The organism is Pseudomonas sp. RP-B7 (assembly GCF_059803535.1).
On the sequence record NZ_JAPFHC010000024.1, the window covers coordinates 45,937 to 63,756 of the forward strand.

General features: G+C 59.1%; 19 protein-coding genes, 2 tRNA genes and 1 pseudogene. 9 read left to right on the forward strand and 13 right to left on the reverse strand.

Translation table 11 applies throughout. The features are described 5' to 3' along the window. Nucleotides 1-37 precede the first annotated feature (37 nt). The 6 genes and pseudogenes from OPU96_RS20380 to OPU96_RS20405 all read left to right on the forward strand — a co-directional run bounded on the left by OPU96_RS20380 (nt 38) and on the right by OPU96_RS20405 (nt 2,975). A complete protein-coding gene (locus tag OPU96_RS20380) occupies nt 38-943 on the forward strand; it encodes a LysR family transcriptional regulator (RefSeq protein WP_498559565.1) in 906 nt (301 codons plus the stop codon). A 41-nt stretch (nt 944-984) separates the two neighbouring features. Beyond that, nucleotides 985-1,060 (forward strand) — tRNA-Asn (locus OPU96_RS20385). 122 nt (nt 1,061-1,182) lie between these two features. Next, nucleotides 1,183-1,350, forward strand: a pseudogene (locus tag OPU96_RS20390) (ParA family protein); the annotation flags it as partial. Between the two features lie 285 nt (nt 1,351-1,635). Next, nucleotides 1,636-2,109 carry an Xre family toxin-antitoxin system antitoxin gene (locus OPU96_RS20395; protein ID WP_192296893.1) on the forward strand — a complete coding sequence of 158 codons (474 nt, stop codon included), beginning with the start codon at nt 1,636-1,638 and terminating at the stop codon, nt 2,107-2,109. After that, complete coding sequence (locus OPU96_RS20400; RefSeq protein WP_498559566.1) at nt 2,109-2,612, forward strand: RES family NAD+ phosphorylase; 504 nt, start codon at nt 2,109-2,111, stop codon at nt 2,610-2,612. Before OPU96_RS20395 ends, OPU96_RS20400 begins: the two co-directional genes overlap by 1 nt. 293 nt (nt 2,613-2,905) lie before the next feature. Then, a tRNA-Asn gene (locus OPU96_RS20405) sits at nt 2,906-2,975 on the forward strand. Between the two features lie 102 nt (nt 2,976-3,077). Here the strand turns inward: OPU96_RS20405 and OPU96_RS20410 are convergent. The 6 genes from OPU96_RS20410 to OPU96_RS20435 all read right to left on the reverse strand — a co-directional run bounded on the left by OPU96_RS20410 (nt 3,078) and on the right by OPU96_RS20435 (nt 10,523). After that, the gene (locus OPU96_RS20410; protein WP_463984515.1) at nt 3,078-3,479 is read right to left on the reverse strand and encodes a hypothetical protein; all 402 of its coding nucleotides are present in this window, start codon (nt 3,477-3,479) and stop codon (nt 3,078-3,080) included. After that, nucleotides 3,466-3,879: a hypothetical protein gene (locus OPU96_RS20415; protein ID WP_498559567.1), complete on the reverse strand. Its 414-nt coding sequence runs from the start codon at nt 3,877-3,879 to the stop codon at nt 3,466-3,468. Before OPU96_RS20415 ends, OPU96_RS20410 begins: the two co-directional genes overlap by 14 nt. Before the next feature lie 119 nt (nt 3,880-3,998). Then, complete coding sequence (locus tag OPU96_RS20420; RefSeq protein ID WP_498559568.1) at nt 3,999-6,311, reverse strand: TonB-dependent siderophore receptor; 2,313 nt, start codon at nt 6,309-6,311, stop codon at nt 3,999-4,001. Nucleotides 6,312-6,621: 310 nt separating this feature from the next. After that, entirely contained in the window at nt 6,622-7,473 is an 852-nt protein-coding gene (locus OPU96_RS20425; RefSeq protein WP_192296889.1) for an AraC family transcriptional regulator, read from the reverse strand. Between the two features lie 402 nt (nt 7,474-7,875). Continuing rightward, the gene (locus OPU96_RS20430; RefSeq protein ID WP_498559569.1) at nt 7,876-9,738 is read right to left on the reverse strand and encodes a DUF3857 domain-containing transglutaminase family protein; all 1,863 of its coding nucleotides are present in this window, start codon (nt 9,736-9,738) and stop codon (nt 7,876-7,878) included. Nucleotides 9,739-9,884: 146 nt separating this feature from the next. Next, a complete protein-coding gene (locus OPU96_RS20435) occupies nt 9,885-10,523 on the reverse strand; it encodes a TetR/AcrR family transcriptional regulator (protein ID WP_192296887.1) in 639 nt (212 codons plus the stop codon). A gap of 119 nt (nt 10,524-10,642) precedes the next feature. On the opposite strand from OPU96_RS20435, the gene OPU96_RS20440 reads away from it, so the two are divergent. Further along, a complete protein-coding gene (locus OPU96_RS20440; RefSeq protein WP_498559570.1) occupies nt 10,643-11,860 on the forward strand; it encodes an MFS transporter in 1,218 nt (405 codons plus the stop codon). A 94-nt stretch (nt 11,861-11,954) separates the two neighbouring features. After that, nucleotides 11,955-12,752 (forward strand): DNA/RNA non-specific endonuclease, encoded by a 798-nt coding sequence (locus OPU96_RS20445; RefSeq protein ID WP_498559571.1) that lies wholly within the window; start codon nt 11,955-11,957, stop codon nt 12,750-12,752. 8 nt (nt 12,753-12,760) lie between these two features. On the opposite strand, the gene OPU96_RS20450 is transcribed toward OPU96_RS20445, so the two are convergent. The 6 genes from OPU96_RS20450 to OPU96_RS20475 form a co-directional block, all read right to left on the reverse strand. Next, nucleotides 12,761-12,940, reverse strand: coding sequence for a DUF1289 domain-containing protein (locus OPU96_RS20450; protein ID WP_064453335.1), 180 nt, complete (start codon nt 12,938-12,940; stop codon nt 12,761-12,763). 33 nt (nt 12,941-12,973) lie between these two features. Then, nucleotides 12,974-13,885 carry a CDF family Co(II)/Ni(II) efflux transporter DmeF gene (dmeF, locus tag OPU96_RS20455; RefSeq protein ID WP_498559572.1) on the reverse strand — a complete coding sequence of 304 codons (912 nt, stop codon included), beginning with the start codon at nt 13,883-13,885 and terminating at the stop codon, nt 12,974-12,976. After that, on the reverse strand, nt 13,882-14,157 hold the full coding sequence (locus OPU96_RS20460; protein ID WP_192296882.1) for a metal/formaldehyde-sensitive transcriptional repressor: 276 nt from the start codon (nt 14,155-14,157) through the stop codon (nt 13,882-13,884). Before OPU96_RS20460 ends, dmeF begins: the two co-directional genes overlap by 4 nt. A gap of 82 nt (nt 14,158-14,239) precedes the next feature. Continuing rightward, nucleotides 14,240-14,392, reverse strand: a complete 153-nt coding sequence (locus OPU96_RS20465) for a DUF2986 domain-containing protein (protein ID WP_192296881.1) — start codon at nt 14,390-14,392, stop codon at nt 14,240-14,242. 54 nt (nt 14,393-14,446) lie between these two features. Further along, on the reverse strand, nt 14,447-14,845 hold the full coding sequence (locus OPU96_RS20470; protein ID WP_226455078.1) for a hypothetical protein: 399 nt from the start codon (nt 14,843-14,845) through the stop codon (nt 14,447-14,449). Between the two features lie 12 nt (nt 14,846-14,857). Next, nucleotides 14,858-15,883 (reverse strand): alpha/beta hydrolase family protein, encoded by a 1,026-nt coding sequence (locus tag OPU96_RS20475; RefSeq protein ID WP_498559573.1) that lies wholly within the window; start codon nt 15,881-15,883, stop codon nt 14,858-14,860. A gap of 244 nt (nt 15,884-16,127) precedes the next feature. On the opposite strand from OPU96_RS20475, the gene OPU96_RS20480 reads away from it, so the two are divergent. Then, complete coding sequence (locus OPU96_RS20480; protein WP_498559574.1) at nt 16,128-16,430, forward strand: hypothetical protein; 303 nt, start codon at nt 16,128-16,130, stop codon at nt 16,428-16,430. A 64-nt stretch (nt 16,431-16,494) separates the two neighbouring features. On the opposite strand, the gene gudD is transcribed toward OPU96_RS20480, so the two are convergent. Then, the gene (gudD, locus tag OPU96_RS20485; protein ID WP_226455081.1) at nt 16,495-17,820 is read right to left on the reverse strand and encodes a glucarate dehydratase; all 1,326 of its coding nucleotides are present in this window, start codon (nt 17,818-17,820) and stop codon (nt 16,495-16,497) included.

Below are 17,820 nucleotides of genomic sequence, written 5' to 3' on the forward strand. Positions count from 1 at the left end.
CTTTTTCAACTAGCATCCAGTCGCTAAAGGAATACTGATGAACCTCAGAACACTGCGCACCTTTGTCGAAGTGGTGCGCCAGGGCGGTTTCTCCCAGGCGGCTGAGGTTGTGTCCCTGACCCAATCCACGGTGAGCAAGGCGGTCAAGACCCTGGAGGATGAACTGGGCATGCCGCTGCTCAATCGCCTCGGGCATAAGAACGAACTCACCGCTGCTGGCGAAATGACCTACCGCCGCGCCCAGGTGCTGCTTGCCGAGCACAATGACCTGCTGGCCGAGATCAACGACTTGCGTGGCCTCAAGCGCGGCGTACTGCGCATCGGCTTGCCGCCAGTGGGCTGCGGTGTGTTGTTTGCAGCGATGTTTGCGACCTACCGCCGCCGCTATCCGGACATCGAGATCGAACTCACCGAATACGGCAGCAAAAAACTGCGCGACTGCCTGGAAGCGGGGGAGGTCGACCTGGCGGCGCTACTGCTGCCGATGGACGAAGGTTTCGACCACCAGCCCGTACGCAACGAACCGTTGATGGCCGTGCTGCCCGTGGAGCACCCTCTGGCGCAAAACACGCGCATCGACTTCAACGACCTGGCGGACTCGCCGTTCATCCTGTTCGAAGCCGGCTTCGCCCTCAACGCCAAGATCCTCGCCGCGTGCGAACGCAAAGGCGTGACCCCTCGGGTCGCGGCCCGCAGCGGGCAGATCGACTTTATCGTCGACCTGGTCTCGGCCGGCCTGGGCGTCGCCTTCCTGCCGCGCATGCTGGCGCACAAGCATCAACACACCGGCATCGCCCTGATCCCGCTGGACGAACCCCACACCGACTGGCACATCGCCCTGGCCTGGCGCGCCAGCGCCCACCTGCCACCCGCCGCGCGGGCCTGGCTGGATTTGGCCAAGGAACAGCCACTCACGACCGATCATCCGGTACGTTCGCACTGAATGCTTGACTTCTTCTTTTTAATCAGTAACATACGGCGCATTCCGCGATAGCTCAGTTGGTAGAGCAAATGACTGTTAATCATTGGGTCCCTGGTTCGAGTCCAGGTCGTGGAGCCAGATAGAGAAAAGCCTGCAGAGATGCAGGCTTTTTTTTGCCTTGGATTTGGCCGGGGTGATTGAAGCGCACAGCGTGGCAGGCATGAAGACGTCTCTAATCCCACGATTCAGAGGTAAGCCCCATGAAAGTCGCTGCAGTCGTTTCAACCAAAGGCGGGCCGGGTAAGGCTACGGTTGGCGCCAATCTGGGCGCGTTCTGCGCCGACGCAGGTGTTCGGACCCTGCTCATCGATCTTGATAATCAGCCGTCGTTGTCCTCGTTTTACAACCTGGAGCATGACGCGCCTGGGTGATGAAACTGAGCGGACGATTTGAGTTTCATCGCTGGGATCCAGAGGAAGATCTACTGAATCCTCTACGCATATTTGAGGGAGAACATTACGAAAACAGGTTCGCCAATTCCCGTATTAAGTGACAGACAATGCTCATCTAGCTTGAATTGGACTTGCAGAAAATGCCTCTTTTCAATCTGCCAGTTTCAGTGTGCGATAGGCGAAAAATACCCATCGTCGGATAGGTTGGCTTTCTCTGCCATCTGGCGATATATTTTAGCCATATGGCAGAGGAGGGCGACCATGATTCCTGCAAGCAAAAGCCTACAAGCGACAACATACGATCCAGCGCGGCCGCTACAGCTGCTGTTTGGCGAAGGCAAAAAACTCAAGGTTACGAGTGCGTTTGAGCTTCATTCCATGATGGAGAAGGGGTTTCCGTCAGAGCTGGTGATTGCGTTTGTTCAGTCATACAGCCAACTACGAGATCACCATGTGTTCTCTAAGGTGCTCGGGCTTTCGGATCGAACGGTGCAGCGGCGTATCAAAAAGCCTGAGCCCCTGACGGCTGAGCAGACCAACAGCACGTGGCGTCTGGCTAGCGTATTGAGTAAGGCAGAGGAGGTGTTGGGAGATCGCCAGCAGGCGCTCAACTGGATGACCTCTCCTGCTATGGGGCTCGAGGGAAAGACGCCTCTGGATCTGCTGACGACTCAGATGGGATTTGAGTTGGTAGAGGACTTTCTGACCCGCATGGAATACGGGGTGTATTCCTGATGACGATAGTGCCAGGGAATGGTGAGTTGTATTTGTGGCGATTGGATCAAGAGAAGCATGCATCCACCTGGTCGTCCGGCATTGGTGCAGAAATCGCCGGCGGCCGGTGGAACTCTAAAGGTATCAAAGCGGTGTACTGCTCCGCAGATCCGTCTACTGCGATCCTTGAGGTGGCCGTGCACAAAGGTTTTCAGGCGCTGGACACGATTGCGCATGTACTCACGTGTGCCCGGGTCAAGGACTTCAAGCTCGTCCATCGGGTCATGCCTGACTCGGTACCTAACGCAAACTGGCTGTTCCCGGGCTCCCCCGGACGAGGTCAGCAGCAGTTTGGTGACAGCCTCTTAGCAGAGCATCCCTTCGTGTTGATTCCTTCAGCCGTTTCCCGGCATAGCTGGAATGTGCTGATGAATCCCTCTGCAATGAACGATTTATTCGAATTGATCAGCCAAGAGCGGTTTGCTCTCGACACACGGTTGAACCCTCCTCAGCCTATGCGTTGACCGTCGAACCAGGACGATAGGTACCCATTGGACAAACGGATTGCTTAGGGGGGGGGCCGAGACCCGAGTGAATAGAACATTGGAGTCGGGTAGATCTATGACGAATGAATTGCACTACCAGATTTTTGCAGGATTGCCGGGTGAATGCTGACAAAGGGCGCCTCCTTTTCCTATAGGTCATTGTTTTGCCACGCTTTGACAACCCAACCCAACCCGACTAACTCTCCTGGCGTGACGCATTCATGTACTCACGCTGTGCAGCGTTTCAGTGTCTCCAGCACGTTTTCCGTGGGCCCGTTGCGACCAATCGGTAGCAAATGACTGTTAATCATTGGGTCCCTGGTTCGAGTCCAGGTCGTGGAGTCAGATAGAGAAAAGCCTGCAGAGATGCAGGCTTTTTTTGCCTTGGATTTGGCCGGGTGATCGAAGCGCACAGCGTGAGCAAGCGGATGCCAGGATGGGCCATCAATGAGATGACTTTCTATCCTTTGCAAGCAGTTCTCTTGCCATCTCCATTGCCTGTTGACGTGAAGCAGCTAGAAGCAGAGGGTAGCCCCAGAACTTGGCAAAAACGGCCGCGAATGCCCTGAAACCAAGACGTTTTGCCGAGTTGGGTTCGACCAGAATCATTGCCAGAACCCACTTTCGCAATTCAATTTTGTGCTTTTTCATCCAGAGTGCGGTGCGTTTCTTTTCTTCCGGCGAGTGCTCATGGTCTTCGGCAGGTGCTATATCAGTCAGGAGCACGAACGGCTCCCCACGCTGCAAGTTGGCCTCGAATTCGGCGAAGTCCTTTTGGTGATCGTGCCCGGGCTCTTGCGTAAGTTTCATCCAGACAAAAGGGAAGTCAGAACTATTGACCGACATGGTCGACTCCTTTGCTTTTGATGCAACGCCAAGTGGCTGCGATTGCGAATACGCCTGGCAGCGTAATGAAGAACACGGCCGAAAAAGCAACGTGCCAACCGTCGCGCAATCCGTCGGAGATTCCCCCGAGGGTATTCAGCGCGACAAGTAAGCTGCCGAGAACCAGGGCAACCCGCTGAGCCTTGCGGGTTCCTATCAGTGCGATAAGCACCGTGACGATCCAAGAACCATAGAAGGCGGAAAACATCCACAGTACATCGGGTTCAAACGTAATAGCCGGTGTCGCTGCGTGTGCTCTCACAAAGTCATTTACATAGAAAAATAACTGGAAGCTGACAAAAAGTACGGCACCAGCGGCTGTCGTCAACCAGAACAAGGCTACGTTGTTTGGGGTATTCACGGCCGTGTCTTGGGCGGGGTGAAGGGTAGGCTGAAGGGGCATAGGAGCTTTCTCGACAATTAGTGGGCTGTTGTATGTGTTGGGATTTCTAACGGGTGAAGTGTTTGCCTGCGGGAGAATCAATACCTATAGTCCAGCGTCACCATCAGGTTGCGTGGCGCGCCATAACCTACGGTGTCAAAATCGCCCTTCTGCAACGCATACTTCTTGTCGAGCACGTTGTTGACGTTGACTGCCGCGGTGATCTTCTTCGTGATGGCGTAGCGCCCCAACAGTGATACCAACGCATAAGAACCTTGTTCCCCGCCCAACGAACTGGTGCCGGTTTTAGGCGCCTGGTAGAAGCGGCTTTGCCATTTGACGCCTGCACCCAGGGTCAACTTGCGCCACTCTCCAGGTAGTTGGTAGGTGGTGAAAAGCTGGGCTGTAGTGCGCGGTATTTGGGAGTTCAAGCGCACGCCATCGCCATCTTGCGCCGTGAAATGGGCGATACCTGAATAGATGTTCCAGCCACGCGCCAATTCGCCCTGCAAGTCCAGCTCGACCCCGCGCGACTTCGTGCCATCCGCGCCTACATAGGCTTGGGCACCACCTGGGGTATAGGTTCCTGCGACCATCTGTGCAGCGTTGTCCAGTTTGGTCTCGAACACGGCCATCGACGCATTCAGACGCCCGTCCAGATAAGCGCCTTTGAGTCCGATCTCCTTGGTTTTTCCCTTCGACGGCGTGAGCACATTGCCCTTGCTGTCGCGATAGTCGGTTTGCGGATTGAATATGCCCGTGTAGCTCACGTAGGCCGAATAGGTCTTGTCGATGTCGTAGATCAAGCCAGCATACGGCGTGAATTCACTGCTCTTTTTGTAGTGCAGCGACGAGCCGCCCACGGCGTCGTCGATTTCATAGTTGCTGAAGCGGCCGCCGACAATGAGTTTCAGAGGCTCGGCCAGCGAGAACCGGGCTGCGCTATAGACGCCGCTCTGTTTGATCAGGGTACGGGTCGGGATCGAAGCTATGGCATCGAAGTTGGGGCGAGGAAAGGCTGGGCTCAGTTCATAGACATTGACCGGGGTAAGGCCTGCATAGAACGGAGCGATATCTTGCTGGCTGGCGGTGCGGCGCGAACTCGTCGCCCCCACCACCAGGTCATGCTGGCGGCCAAGCAGTTCGAAGGGCCCGCTCGCCATCACGTCGAAGGTGTTTTGACGGCTGCGACCTTCGGACGCCAGTGCCACCGGATAAGCTCCGTTGGGAAAGGAACCCAGCCCCGTGGCGCGATCCGGGCGACCGACCAGGCCGAGTAGTTGGGCATCGTATTCGGTGCGGTACTGGTTAGCGACGGCCCGGAGGTTCCAACCGTTGTCGAAGCGGTGCTCGATCTCGGCAAACGCCGTTTTAAGGGTGTTGTCCCAATGGCTCCAGTTCTGAGCGTAGTTTTTGGAGCGTGAATACTCCGCCTGCGTGCCGTCGCTGAACCAGAGCGGCAAACCTCCCCAAGTGGAGCCCTTCGGCGTGATGTCCTGGTAGTCATAACCCAGGCTCACCGTCGTGTCCGGCGTCAGATCTGCCTCGATGATGCCGTAGAACGCCTTCCTTTGCGGCTTGTACCCATCGATGTACGAGTTTCCTTCCTGGGACGTCCCGACTATGCGGGCGCGGACACGGCCATCCTCGGTCAACGGAGTCGATACGTCGGCCATTTCCCGGTGGGTATCCCAGCTCCCCGCACCGAGCGAGGCGGACGCCGAGAATTCGCGGGTCGGCCGTTTGCGCACCAGATTGATGGCGGCCGAAGGATTACCGGTGCCGGTCAGCAGGCCGGAGCCGCCGCGCACTACCTCGACACGATCATAGAACGCGGTATCGAGAGAACCGATACCGCTCCCATTAACGATGTTGCCGACGACGGTGGGTATGCCGTCGTACTGAACGTTGTTGATCAAGAAACCACGCGAGTAGAAACTCGTCCGTTCGCTGTCGGATTGGTATGAAGAGACGCCTGTGGCGTTCTCCAGTACGCCCTGCACCGAATTCAGTTGCTGGTCGTCCATGCGCTGGCGGGTGATCACCGTCACCGACTGCGGTGTTTCCCGCAACGAAAGCGGCAGGTGCGTCGCCGCCGTCGTCTGGCCCGTGGTGTAGGAGCCAGTACCTTCAGTGGTCGCCGTATCCATTGGGCCCGTCACGGTGATGGCCGGCAAGGCTATTTCCTCCTGAGACTTGCCTCCCGCCGTGGTTTGGATCTGCCCTGGCTCGGCGGCGAATGCGCCTTGCGCGCTGATCAGAACGGCCGCCGCTATGGCCGAGCCCAGTACGGTGCGGGGCGCGCTCCGGATTACTCCCTTGTAAGACCCTCCCGGACGAGGAAAGCCATCGGGCTCTGCGCGCATATCAATTGGCCAACGGGATTTCCCAACAGTTGTGATGGTGAACATCAACAATACTCATTTGTATTTAGATGTTGCATTTAACAACACACACAGAGGGGTGTGATGGCGAAACCAGGCCAGATTATTATTCATTTAGGCCAAGCGTGATGTCATCTTGGCGTGAGGATGGTTTTCGTTGAAAACCTGGCGTTGCGTGAACACCTGCAGTCGCATGCGTCCAAGAAAGGCTCTGCTCTCGACGAGCAGTCAGTCTTCACTATCACCACGAGGTTGCGAAATATCAGCGACTGCGCAAGGAAGGACAGCAGGAGATGGAGGACGGCCGGTGGCCCAGAGCCAAGATCCGCCTGATGCATCAGGGGGAGATTTCATTGGTGAACATGATGTGTGGCACTGAAGCAAGCTCTGCGCCGCTGATGCGATCCGAGAGGTATCGTGCCGGAGGTTTGCCCATTGCCTTGCGGAACATGGTCACGAAACCGCTGGCGTTTTCGTATCCCAGCTCTAATGCCACCGTTTGCACGCTTTCACCCTTGGTCAAGCGTTGCAGCGCAAGGATTACATGCAATTGCCGACGCCAGCGCCCAAAGCTCATTCCAATTTCATGCAGCAAAAGACGACTCATGCTTCGCTCGCTCATGCCAATTCGAGTAGCCCAATCGGCCTTCGAGGTTTTATCCGCGGGGGTAGCCAGCATCATTTCTACGAGGCGGCGCAATCGGGGATCGCGTGGCATGGGCAGATGCAAGTCTTCCACCGGTGCCGCCACCAGTTCATCGAGCAAGGCAGCAATCAACCGGTCTTCCCGTCCCCCCGGCGGGTACAATTCGGGAAAACCGGCCACCTTCAGTAGCAACTCGCGTAGTAAGGGCGATACCGAAATCGTGCAACAGGTTTGCGGAAGGTCCGGTGCGGCGTCTGGCTCAACGAACAGGCAATAGCATTCCGTTTCACCCGCCCCCCGCGCCGCGTGCGGTAAGTCCCCCGGTATCCAGATGGCGCACTGCGGCGGCACGATCCAGATACCGTCGTCAATTTCACAGTTGAGGATTCCGCGTAAGGAGTAGATCAGCTGCGCCTTGCGATGCTGATGCCTCGCATTTTCCCAGTCCTTTGCTACCCATGTGGCACTCAAGGCCACAACAGGTCGCGAGAAGCTGTCGACGTCCCAAGGCACAATTAGATCGGTAATCGCAATGCTGGACATGTTGTCTTGTAGAGCCAGGGATGAGAGAGGGGGCTTTGGCCGAATCGAAGAATACTATGATCAACTTGCTCAATAGCGTCTAGCCGTTCCTAACCTTAGGGTTGCTTAGGCAGGTTGAGCTTTCTTCTGTGTTGAAAGAGCGGCCTTCTGATGAGGCAGCGGATCTTATCGAGGGTCTTCGACGATTGGATATTGGTCAGGTTCTGCACCAAAAGAAATGTCGACCCCCTATAACGCAAGCCAGCGCAATCATCGCCGCGTCGGTAAGTTCGTTCCGTTTGACCGGCAACCGTTGAGTTTTTTTCTAATGGGGTGTGGCTGATAGCCAGATGAAAAGGCCTGCACAGATGCAGGCCTCTTTTTGCCTTGGGATTGGCTGGGCAATCGCGTAGGTAGGCGCAGTTATAGGGTCTGCACAATCACCTGGCTTTTCAGGTCGTTGACCATCCCTTCAATCGTCGGCTTCATCGTGACGTAGTCCTGTGCACTGCACTGCGCGTCGGTGTGGGCGAACTGGTAACTGCGGGTCACCACCACGCTGTTGCCGTCCTGGGTGTACTTGGCTTGGTAATCGAAGCCGCCGCTCTTGAGAGACACCGCCTTGGGCACTGCCAGAATATTTACCGTCTTCGGAAATTCGAAGCGCGCCCGTTCGGCAATTTCGCCAGACAGGCAGGTAAAGTTCTGGGTGCGCTCTTTCTCGGCCATAAACGCAAACACGTTCTGTGAAATGCCGCCGGCGAGGCTGGTGAGGGTCGGCACGCCGGTCGGGCCGGGCAGGTTGACCAGGTTGTCGGTGTGGCCCGTGATCGTCGATTTGAAGATCGGCGCATTGCCTTCCAGGGTGTCGCTGACGACTTCACCATTACCGGACTGGCCGTACATGCTGAGGATTTCCTGCGTCAGTTTCTTGAGGTCGGCGGGCGGCAGCGACTTGAATACGAAGCGGTTGAACTCCGCGCCCCAGCCTTCCACGGTGGAGACGTGGTTGAAGTCGGCGCCGCCGTTGTCGGCGACGGTGAAGGTCAGGGTGTTCTCGACTTTGCCCAGTTGGCTGATCGGCGTGCGTTCCAGTGCGCCGGTCTGGGTCAGCAACACCGGCTTGCCCAGGTCCGGAATCGGCAGGTAGCCGGCGCCAATCGGCGCCGCCGTGGAGTCCAGGTACAGGTCCAGGCTCGGCACGTAGGTGATCGCATGGTTGAGCAGGCCCAGCGTCGGCACCGTTGGCAAGGTATAGGCGTTGCCGAAGTTGATCAGCGCCGGTGAGCTTTCGAGGGCGACGGCCTTGAGCAAGGCTTCGAGCAGGGCGACATGGTCTTTGCAGTCGCCGTAACGGTTGTCCAGCACCGCCTGCGCCGGGTGCGGTACTACGCCGCCAGGGCCGACGTAAACCGCGACATAGCGAATGTTCTTACGCACCCAGTCGCTCAGCGCCAGGGCTTTGCTACGTGGGGTGTCGAGGTTGTTTGTGAGTTCCTTGGCCAGTTTGCTGATGGCGGGCGTCACTTCGATCTGTGCCCTGGCGGCGTAGGCTTGGGCAAATTGTTTGTAGTCGGCGAACGTCGATACAGCTATGAATTGCCCGTAGTCGCTGTAGGCGACTGCACCGTTTTCGATTCGGAATTTCTCGCTGGGCAGTTGTTCCCAGTGATAGATCTTACGACCGGGTGCCGCCGCTGGCGTGGAGGCCTTGTAGCCTTTGACGTCGGCGTACAGTGGCATGCTCGCTGGCATGTCGTAGGAAAAGCTGGTTTGCTCGGTTTGGTAGAAGTCCGGGATGTTGATGTCTTCGAACTGCTGGGGAAACAATGGCTTGTTGCGCTGCAACTGGTAGCGCAAGACCAGGCGGTCGCCGACCGCCACGTCCGGGAAGATCACCACTTTGACCCGGGAGTCCTGGAACATCGGCGCATCGGCTGAGGCGCGCTCTTGCTGCTCCTTGATCTGTTTGGGCTGTACGCGGATTTTGCGACCGCTGGCTTTCTGGGTGTAGGCCTCGACGACTTTCAAGGTTTCCAGTGTGCGGTTGAAGCTCAGTGGCCGTTGGGCGTGCAGCTTGATTGCGCGCTCTTCATTGACCCGCGAGATCATTTCCACGTTGAGCACAAAGCTGCCGTCAGCATTGACGACATAGGCGTGGGTATTTTTTTCGACAGTGAGGGAGTGGTCGGTGTCATCGGCCTGCACCTGTGCCGTGAACAGCCCGCAAACCACCACAGCCAGCACACCGAACAGGCGCGCCGGGGAGAGAGTAAAGCCTTGCATAAAGATCCTTCTGAACGATGACGTGCGCCGTCGGTAACAGGGCGCGCATTCCTTGGGTAATCCGCTTAATGCGAAGCATTACTATATAGAAGTGGCGATAGGCCTGCAGTGCTTTTCCACGCTTCCCCGGCGGTTTTCCAGGTTTGCTACGGCTGTTTGAGTTGCGGCGCCACAACCGACGCCGCCACATCCCACGCCATCAGCAACTGATCAATCGCCGCGTCGATCACGGCATGGGGCACGTTATCCCGTGCCAGGATCGACACCCCCTGCAAAAAGCTGTCAAACACCGTTGCCAGCACCGGGGCCTGCGTGTGTTGCGGCAATTGCCCGGCGCGGATCGCGCGCTCCACACACGCGACGATCCCCGCCCGTGTGCGCAGGCGTGATTGCGTCAGTGCATGGGCGACCCGCGCATTCTCCGGGCTCGGTGCACTCATCACGCCTAGCGCGACCATGCAGCCCTTGGGGTGCCCGTCTTCGCACTGCATGCGCGCCGACTGACGCAGGGCGGTTTCGATAGCCTGGCGGGGCAACAGGGTTTCGTCCCACAGGCATTCGGTGACTCTGGCGTAGGTCGACAGGTAGCGCTGCACGCATTCGTCGAACAACGCCTCCTTGGAGCCGAACGCGGCGTAAAAACTTGGCGCGGAGATACCGCCACCCAGGCCGGCCTTGAGTTGGGCGAGGGAGGTGGCGTCGTAGCCGTATTGCCAGAACAGGTGCATGGCCTGTTCCACGGCATGGTCACGGTCGAAATTACGCGGGCGGCCCATCTGTGCCATGTCAGGTCTCCAGTAGAAAACGAGATAAATACTAGTCGATACATAAGTCGTTGACAATGTACCCGCTGGGCTTGCAACATTTGTATCGATCAGTATTTAAGTCGTCCCAGGAGTTGCCCATGACACCTTCACTCAGCTTGTCCGCGTCTTCAGAACGCTTGCCCATCGGCGCTTTGCTCGCCCTGGCCATGACCGGTTTCATCTGTATCGTCACCGAGACCTTGCCCGCAGGCCTGCTGCCGCATATCAGCGCAGGCTTGGCGATTTCTCCGGCAATGGCTGGGCAGATGGTCACCGCCTATGCGCTGGGTTCGGTGCTGGCAGTCATCCCCATGACCATCGCGACCCGTGGCTGGCGTCGGCGTAATGTGCTGTTGCTGACCATCGTCGGTTTCCTGCTGTTCAACTCGATCACCGCGCTGTCATCCCACTACGGGGTGACCCTGGTCGCGCGGTTCTTCGCCGGCGTCGCCGCGGGCTTGGCCTGGAGCCTGCTGGCTGGTTACGCCCGGCGCATGGTCGCGCCCCGCCAACAGGGCAGGGCGCTGGCATTGGCGATGGTCGGCACGCCGATTGCGCTGTCGCTGGGGGTGCCTCTGGGCACGTGGCTGGGCGGGCTGGTGGGGTGGCGCACCACATTCGGGCTGATGTCGGCGCTGACGCTGGGGCTGATTGTGTGGGTGCTGGTGAAAGTCCCGGACTATCCACCCCAGGCCGCGCATCAGCGTTTGTCCCTAGGCAAGGTGCTGACCACGCCGGGCGTGCGCCCGGTGCTGGCGGTGGTAATCAGTTGGATGCTGGCGCACAACATTCTGTACACCTACATCGCACCGTTCGTGGCGCAGGCCGGGTTGGCGGAGCGTGTGGATGGGGTGCTGCTGGTGTTCGGGCTGGCGGCATTGGCGGGGATTTGGCTGACGGCCAGGCTGGTCGAGCCGCTGTTGCGCAAAACCGTGCTGGTGAGCCTGGCGACATTTGCAGGGGTCAGCGTGGTGTTTGGTGTTGTAGGAAGCCTGCCCGCAGTGATCTATCTCGGTGTCGCGGTGTGGGGGCTCAGCTTCGGCGGTGCAGCGACGCTGCTGCAAACCGCCCTGGCCGATGCGGCGGGGGATGGTGCGGACGTCGCGCTGTCGCTGAATGTGGTGGCGTGGAACAGCGCAATTGCCGCCAGTGGCATCGTCGGCGGGGTGTTGCTGGAGACCTGGGGCGTGGCGTCGTTCCCTTGGGCGATGCTGCTGTTGATTGCGCTGTCATTCGCGCTGGCCTGGAGTGCACGCAGCCATGGGTTCAAACCAGGGCCTCGGGGTGCGGGAAAACCTGCAGCGGTCGGGCACTAATCTGACATTCGATAGTCAATAATCCTCGTAATATCATCCACTTGGCGGCGTTTTTCGCCGCCTGTCGCGTCACTCTCTGTCGAAGATTTAATGCATGTACCTACGCAATATTGCAGTTGGTCTCACCGCCCTTGTTTTACTTTCCTCCGGGGCCAACGCGCGCAGTCTGCCGGACCTTTACTCCAAGCAGCAAAAGCAGGCGTCATTTGACAATTGCGCTGATTTGTTTCCCGCTGCAACACCGATCAATACCGCCACTGTGTCCGCCACGATGAGACCCCTGGCGCTGTGCTCCGACCACTTCGCCGTGCTCTATTCGCAAACCAGCAAGACCCCGCTGGTGGTGGTCGAGCGCCTGAACGCCGCACAGTTGAAAGACGCCAAGGGCGAGGAACGCACCAACCAGTTCTACGCTGACCCGCGTATTCCCAAGGGTGGGCGCGCGGAATTGAGCGACTACCGCAGCCAGCATCCGGCCGTGGACCGTGGCCACCAAGCCCCGGCTGCCGACGCGCCGAACGCTAACGCGATGGCGCAGTCGTTCGCGCTGTCGAACATGGTGCCGCAAGACCCCACCAACAACCGCAAGATCTGGAGCAAGGTCGAGGCCGACGTGCGCAAATTCGCCGTGCGCGCCGGCGGCGATGTGTATGTGTTCACCGGCCCGTTGTTCGACCCCGGCCACAGCACCATCGGCGCCAATCAGGTCTGGGTGCCGACGCGCCTGTTCAAGCTGGTGTATGACGCTTCGTCCAAACGCGCCTGGGCCTACGTGCTGCCCAACGCCGAAACCCGCATCCAGAAACCGATGGACTACGACACCTTTGTAAAAAGCACCGGGCTCAAGCTGCTGGGTAACCTGCCGGTATCGGGGTCGGTGGGGCGTACTTAGTCGTACGCTTACTTGGCCTTTTTCAGCGCTTTCAAACGCAGGGTGGCGCGTTGCACGGCGGCCATTTTCTCCGGCCGTTTCATCCTTTTCCATTTACGGATGTCGTCTTTGCTGCGCCCGCAACTGACGCAGAGGTCGCCGCTGAGCTGGCAGGTGGAGATGCAGGGGTTTTCTATATCTTTAGCCAAGGGGGCACCCATAGATGGCGTCAGTGGTCGCGGTTACGCCGCACGAAACTCGACGGTGAGGTGGCTCACCTCATGCACCGGCTTGAGGCGCTCGCGAATGCGCTCGGCATCCGTCGTTGCGGCGCCCACCACACTGACAATCGCCGCATGGGCGTCTGGCCCCACGCGCCAGACGTGCAGGTCGGTGATCCGCGCATCGCCGGGCTGCTCAACCAACTCGCGGATCTCGGCGGCGACGTGCTCATCGGTCTGGTCCAGCAGCACGCCGGCGGTCGCGCCCATCAGGCTCCAGGCCCAGCGCGCAATGACGATGGCGCCGACGATACCCATCACGGGGTCCAGCCACACCCAACCGAGGTAGCGCCCGGCCAGCAACGCGGCGATGGCGAGGACGGAGGTCAGCGCATCGGCGATGACGTGCACGTAGGCCGATCGCAGGTTGTTGTCGTGGCCGTGGTGGTGATGGTCGTGTGCGTGGCCGTGATCATGGCTGTGGCCGTGGCCCAGTAGCAGCGCACTGGCGATATTCACCACCAGGCCCACCACGGCAATCAGGGTAGCCGTGCCAAATTGCACCTCGGAGGGCGTCAGCAAGCGCATCACCGATTCCACCCCGATACCCAACGACACCAGCGCCAGGATCAGCGCCGAGGCAAAGCCGCCGAGGTCGCCGACCTTGCCGGTGCCAAAGCTGTAGCGCGGGCTGTGCGCATGGCGTTTGGCAAAGGCGTATGCGGCGGCGGCAATGCCCAGGGCGCCCGCGTGGGTAGCCATGTGAAAACCGTCGGCGAGCAGGGCCATGGAGCCGGTGAGCGCACCGGCGGCGATTTCCACGACCATCATCACCACCGTCAGCATCACCACCCACAGGGTGCGCCTGGCGTTTTCATCGTGGGATGCACCAAGGAACACATGCTCGTGGCTATGGCTATTGACGAGGCTCATTTGGAATAGCGCCGAATGGCTTCAAGCAATTCTTCGACGCCCTTGCTGCGTTCTTCTTCGGAGAGGGCAGGGTCGGCCACGTGCGACCTGGCGTGGTCTTCGATGATTTCTTCCATCAACCCGTTGATCGCGCCGCGGGTGGCCGCCACCAAGTGCAGGGTCTTGGCGCAGTCGGCATCCGCTTCAAGCTCGCGCTCGAGGGCCTGGATCTGCCCGGCGATGCGTTTGACGCGTTTGATCAGGTTGTCTTTGTTTGCCGAGACGTGGCCCATGCCTATACCCCCCCTACCTATGAAGGGGGCGATCATTGCATACCCCACCCCCCTATAACAAGGCAGCGGCGCTGCCGGGTGTTTACGCTTGTTCCGCAGGCGCGGCGGCTTCTTCGGCGAGTTTCAGGCGGTCGGCTTTGCTGATGTATTTGTCTTTGGATTTGGGCGCCAGTTTGGCACTGGCTTTTTTGGCTTTGGCCTTGAACAGTTGCTGGAGCTTTTTCTGGCGATTCATGGGGTTTTATCCGACGGGTTAAGGTGCGGATGATACCAGCTAAAAATCCCAGCCCTACAGCGCGCAATCCAGCCGAATCGGCCCAATCTCGATCATACCGGCCGACACCGAAGCGATACCCTCCATCCCCCAGAACAATGGCCCGCCATCACTGACCAGATCATAGATCGCACTTTCACTGATCAACCGGCCGTTGCGCTGATCGTACAGGCGAAAGAACGCCGGGCTTTCCCAGCGCACAAACAGGTGAACCTCGGCTGTTTCGTCCGGATGGGCCTGGGGGTGAAAGGCGCTGGGCAGTACCCAGAAAGGTTTGAATTGCTGCACCCGATAACAGCCGTTGGGGCTGATATGGGCGGAGCCGGAGGGTTGCGCCAGGCCTTTTTCCCACCACTGCGAAGCGCCCCACAGCGCTGCGCAAGTTAAGAGTGTGCTGAAGACTACTTTTCTCACGTTGACACGGCCTTATTTGCCCGCAGGTTGGGCGAGAAATTCGCTGATCAGGGCCACCACCTGCTGTTGAATCACCTCCCGTGGTCGCGCGCCCTCGCCATCGCGGCAAATCATGCCGTCACCGGGCGAACTCTCTTCAATCAGCGCCTCGCCGCCGGGTTTGCAGATCGCCATAAAGCTGAAGTGGGTGGCGTCGCTGATCTGCACATACTGGGTCGATGCTTTCGGCAGGCGCCTGGCCAGGTCGGCGGATTCCAGTTCGGCCGGCAGTTGCGGTTCCGTCACGCCCGCCGCAAGTATCAATGCCGGCACCGGCAGTGCCGCCAGGCTGGCGTCGGTCATGCCGCGTGACAGGCCCAGGTCCAGCGATACCACGGCGCTGACGCGTTTATCGCTCAAGTCTGCGGCCACCTTGGCGTTGTCGGGGTTCATCTGCCGGTACGCCGTGCAGGCGACCAATTGCGGGTGAGCGGTGCAGTCTTGGGCGAACAGCGCGGGGTCGAAGCGCGCGCCGGCGGCTTCCAGCACGGTCCAGCCGCCGAGTGAATGGCCTATCACGGCAATCCGACGATTCTCCACGGCGCCGAATTGCTTGGGCTGCGTGAGCACCGCGTCGATGGCGCGGCTCAGGTCCTTGGGCCGTTGCCACAACTGCGCGGCGGCCTCGGGGCTGCGATCTTTGCTGGTGGTGCCGGGGTGGTTGACCGCCGCGACGATATAACCCTGATGCGCCAACGCACTGGCCAGCCACACCTGATTACCCCAATTGCCGCCATTGCCGTGGGAAATCACCACCAACGGATGTCTGCCGCTGGCGGGCGGTGCGTCGGGCACGGCGAGGGCGCCGTGAAAGACGGCGTCGTCGCGGATCAGCTCTGGGGCTTTGGCGGTTTTAGCGGGATACCACACGACCATCTGCAACGGGCGGTTGCCGTGGGCGTCGGGGAGGGTGGTGTTCTGGAAGCCGATGGGGTTGTTGTCGGCGAATGCAGGTGTGGCGAGGCAGACCAGGAACAACGCGGCAAGGGTGGTTTTCACTGTTGTTATCGTCCTTGAAGTGAGGCTCGCATCATGACTGGAAATCGGCGATTTGAGTAGAGGGCCGGCGGGACTAGGAAGTTGCTGACGAACTCCAACTTTCAAGTATGACGCAGTTGTCTTTCTTGATTTTAGGAAGTGTGGGTTTATGCGGTTATTGAATCGTGCACAGGTAGTGGCGTGATTCTTACAGTTGGCTTGATTGGAACCTTAAGTGTTAATACCTGACGCTAGGGTGAAGATTATGAAAGGTTTTATCGTGTTTCCTCAGCGCGTAAATCTCGCTGGAGCGGTTCTTGCGCTGTTTGCTGTTTTAGTTGTTTTTAACAATGAAGCCGCTTTTGCCGGGGAGGGATCAATCACTCAATCCACTGCGCCCGGCCCGGTGCTGAATTTATCCAATGCTGATACCGTTCCCGCTGTTGGTTTTTCAAATTTCTATGCTACTTCTTCGGAGTTTCCTGCGGTTATGCTATTACCGTCCGTACAGCACTCAAGAATATTGTATGGACATGCTCGCGAATGCGTAGTGTCAGTCACCCGATAGATAGACTGATCCACCGCATTCGCGAGCAAGCCCGCTGCCACATTTTTGATCTCTGTGTTTTAGTTCATCGCACCAGGCACGGCTGTTTGTTGTTGAACTTCCACCCTGGAATCAAAAACTGCATCGCCACGCTGTCATCCCGTGCGCCCAGGCCCATGCCCTTGTACAGCTCATGGGCCTTGGCCACGGCGTCCATGTCGATGTCCACGCCCAGGCCGGGCTTGGCCGGCACGTTCACGTAGCCGCCTTCGATCTTCAGGGGTTCCCGGGTCAGGCGCTGGCCGTCCTGCCAGATCCAATGGGTGTCGATGGCGGTGATGTCGCCCGGTGCAGCGGCGGCGACCTGGGTGAACATCGCCAGGGAAATGTCGAAGTGGTTGTTGGAGTGCGAACCCCAGGTCAGGCCCCACTCATGGCACATCTGCGCGACACGTACCGAGCCTTGCATGGTCCAGAAGTGCGGGTCGGCCAGGGGGATGTCCACTGATTGCAGTTGGATCGCGTGACCCATTTCGCGCCAGTCGGTGGCGATCATGTTGGTTGCGGTTTTCAGCCCGGTGGCGCGGCGGAATTCGGCCATTACTTCGCGGCCGGAATAGCCGTTTTCCGCACCGCAGGGGTCTTCGGCGTAGGCGAGCACGTGGTGTTGGTCGCGGCACAGGCGGATGGCTTCTTGCAGAGACCATGCGCCGTTCGGGTCGAGGGTGATGCGTGCATCGGGGAAGCGTTCGGCCAGGGCGGTGACGGCTTCGATTTCTGCGTCGCCGCTCAATACCCCGCCTTTGAGCTTGAAGTCGTTGAAGCCGTATTTGGCCTTGGCGGCTTCGGCCAGGCGCACCACGGCTTCGGCAGTCAACGCCTGCTCATGGCGCAGGCGGAACCAGTCGTCATCGGCGTCGGCTTCGTTGCGGTAGGCCAGGTCGGTGGTGTTGCGGTCGCCGATGTAGAACAGGTAACCGAGCATTTTTACCGCATCGCGCTGCTGCCCTTCGCCAAGCAGGGCGGCCACCGGTACTTCGAGGAACTGCCCCAGCAAGTCGAGCAACGCCGCTTCCATCGCGGTGACGGCATGGATGGTGATACGCAGGTCGAAGGTTTGCAGGCCGCGCCCGGCAGAGTCCCGCGAGGCGAAGGTGCTGCGCATCTGGTTGAGGATGCGCTGGTAATGGCCGATGGGCTGGCCGATCACCAGGCTGCGGGCGTCTTCCAGGGTTTCGCGGATGCGCTCGCCGCCGGGCACTTCGCCGACGCCGGTGTTGCCCGAACTGTCCTTGAGGATAACGATGTTGCGCGTGAAATACGGACCGTGGGCGCCGCTGAGGTTGAGCAGCATGCTGTCATGGCCGGCGACCGGGATGACTTGGAAATCGCTGACGATAGGCGTGTTCAT

Bases quoted from the DNA above. Each gene is read 5' to 3' on its own strand.
- OPU96_RS20380 (WP_498559565.1), top strand. From the start codon at position 38: ATGAACCTCAGAACACTGCGCACCTTTGTCGAAGTGGTGCGCCAGGGC.
- OPU96_RS20395 (WP_192296893.1), top strand. From the start codon at position 1,636: ATGATTCCTGCAAGCAAAAGCCTACAAGCGACAACATACGATCCAGCG.
- OPU96_RS20400 (WP_498559566.1), top strand. From the start codon at position 2,109: ATGACGATAGTGCCAGGGAATGGTGAGTTGTATTTGTGGCGATTGGAT.
- OPU96_RS20410 (WP_463984515.1), bottom strand. From the start codon at position 3,479: ATGTCGGTCAATAGTTCTGACTTCCCTTTTGTCTGGATGAAACTTACG.
- OPU96_RS20420 (WP_498559568.1), bottom strand. From the start codon at position 6,311: ATGTTCACCATCACAACTGTTGGGAAATCCCGTTGGCCAATTGATATG.
- OPU96_RS20425 (WP_192296889.1), bottom strand. From the start codon at position 7,473: ATGTCCAGCATTGCGATTACCGATCTAATTGTGCCTTGGGACGTCGAC.
- OPU96_RS20430 (WP_498559569.1), bottom strand. From the start codon at position 9,738: ATGCAAGGCTTTACTCTCTCCCCGGCGCGCCTGTTCGGTGTGCTGGCT.
- OPU96_RS20435 (WP_192296887.1), bottom strand. From the start codon at position 10,523: ATGGCACAGATGGGCCGCCCGCGTAATTTCGACCGTGACCATGCCGTG.
- OPU96_RS20440 (WP_498559570.1), top strand. From the start codon at position 10,643: ATGACACCTTCACTCAGCTTGTCCGCGTCTTCAGAACGCTTGCCCATC.
- OPU96_RS20445 (WP_498559571.1), top strand. From the start codon at position 11,955: ATGTACCTACGCAATATTGCAGTTGGTCTCACCGCCCTTGTTTTACTT.
- dmeF (WP_498559572.1), bottom strand. From the start codon at position 13,885: ATGAGCCTCGTCAATAGCCATAGCCACGAGCATGTGTTCCTTGGTGCA.
- OPU96_RS20460 (WP_192296882.1), bottom strand. From the start codon at position 14,157: ATGGGCCACGTCTCGGCAAACAAAGACAACCTGATCAAACGCGTCAAA.
- OPU96_RS20465 (WP_192296881.1), bottom strand. From the start codon at position 14,392: ATGAATCGCCAGAAAAAGCTCCAGCAACTGTTCAAGGCCAAAGCCAAA.
- OPU96_RS20480 (WP_498559574.1), top strand. From the start codon at position 16,128: ATGAAAGGTTTTATCGTGTTTCCTCAGCGCGTAAATCTCGCTGGAGCG.
- gudD (WP_226455081.1), bottom strand. From the start codon at position 17,820: ATGAACACGCCTATCGTCAGCGATTTCCAAGTCATCCCGGTCGCCGGC.